The sequence below is a fragment of the Mycolicibacterium arseniciresistens genome (assembly GCF_030519285.1).
Lineage (GTDB): Bacteria > Actinomycetota > Actinomycetes > Mycobacteriales > Mycobacteriaceae > Mycobacterium > Mycobacterium arseniciresistens.
Genome location: NZ_JAUMSQ010000579.1, coordinates 1 through 532, shown reverse-complemented (window position 1 = coordinate 532; position 532 = coordinate 1). Strand labels below are relative to the sequence as shown.

The window sequence follows — 532 nt, the reverse complement described above, 5'->3', positions numbered from 1 at the left end:
CGGCCCGGGCCCGCCTCGGCGCCGACGTGGCGGCCGGACTGCACAGCGTCGGAGGCGAGTCGTCCCTGCCGGGACACTGGGACCGGGTCGCGGTGAGCTGGCGGCTGGCGCAGACACACGGTCTGGCCATCGCCACCCTGATGCGGGCGGCGCAGCGCGATGTCGCTGAGCGGCAGCGGTTCTCGGCGCGGGTGAACGCGGGGATGGCGGGCGCACGCACCACCGCGACGATGCTCGCCTGTCTGCCCATGCTCGGCATCGGCCTCGGCCAGCTCATCGGCGCCGAGCCCGTCCGCTTCCTGCTGTCCGGTGGGCCGGGTGGCTGGCTGCTGGTGATCGGGGTCTCGCTGGGCTGCGCGGGTCTGCTGTGGTCGGACCGCATCACCGCGGGGGTCGTCGCGTGAGCTGGGCGGCGATACTGCTGGCGGTCGCCGTGTTGATCGCCGCCGATCCACTGCGGGTGCGCGCCCGCGCGGGCTTGGCCGCGCCGCCCATGACACGGCGCCGCTCCTCGCCGGCCACCGAGACCGAT

At 75.4% G+C, this 532-nt stretch carries 1 protein-coding gene; it reads left to right on the top strand.

The features are described from left to right. On the top strand, positions 1 to 404 hold a 404-nt coding region (locus tag Q2100_RS31605; protein ID WP_407667737.1), incomplete at its 5' end, for a type II secretion system F family protein. Between the last annotated feature and the right edge of the window lie 128 nt (positions 405 to 532).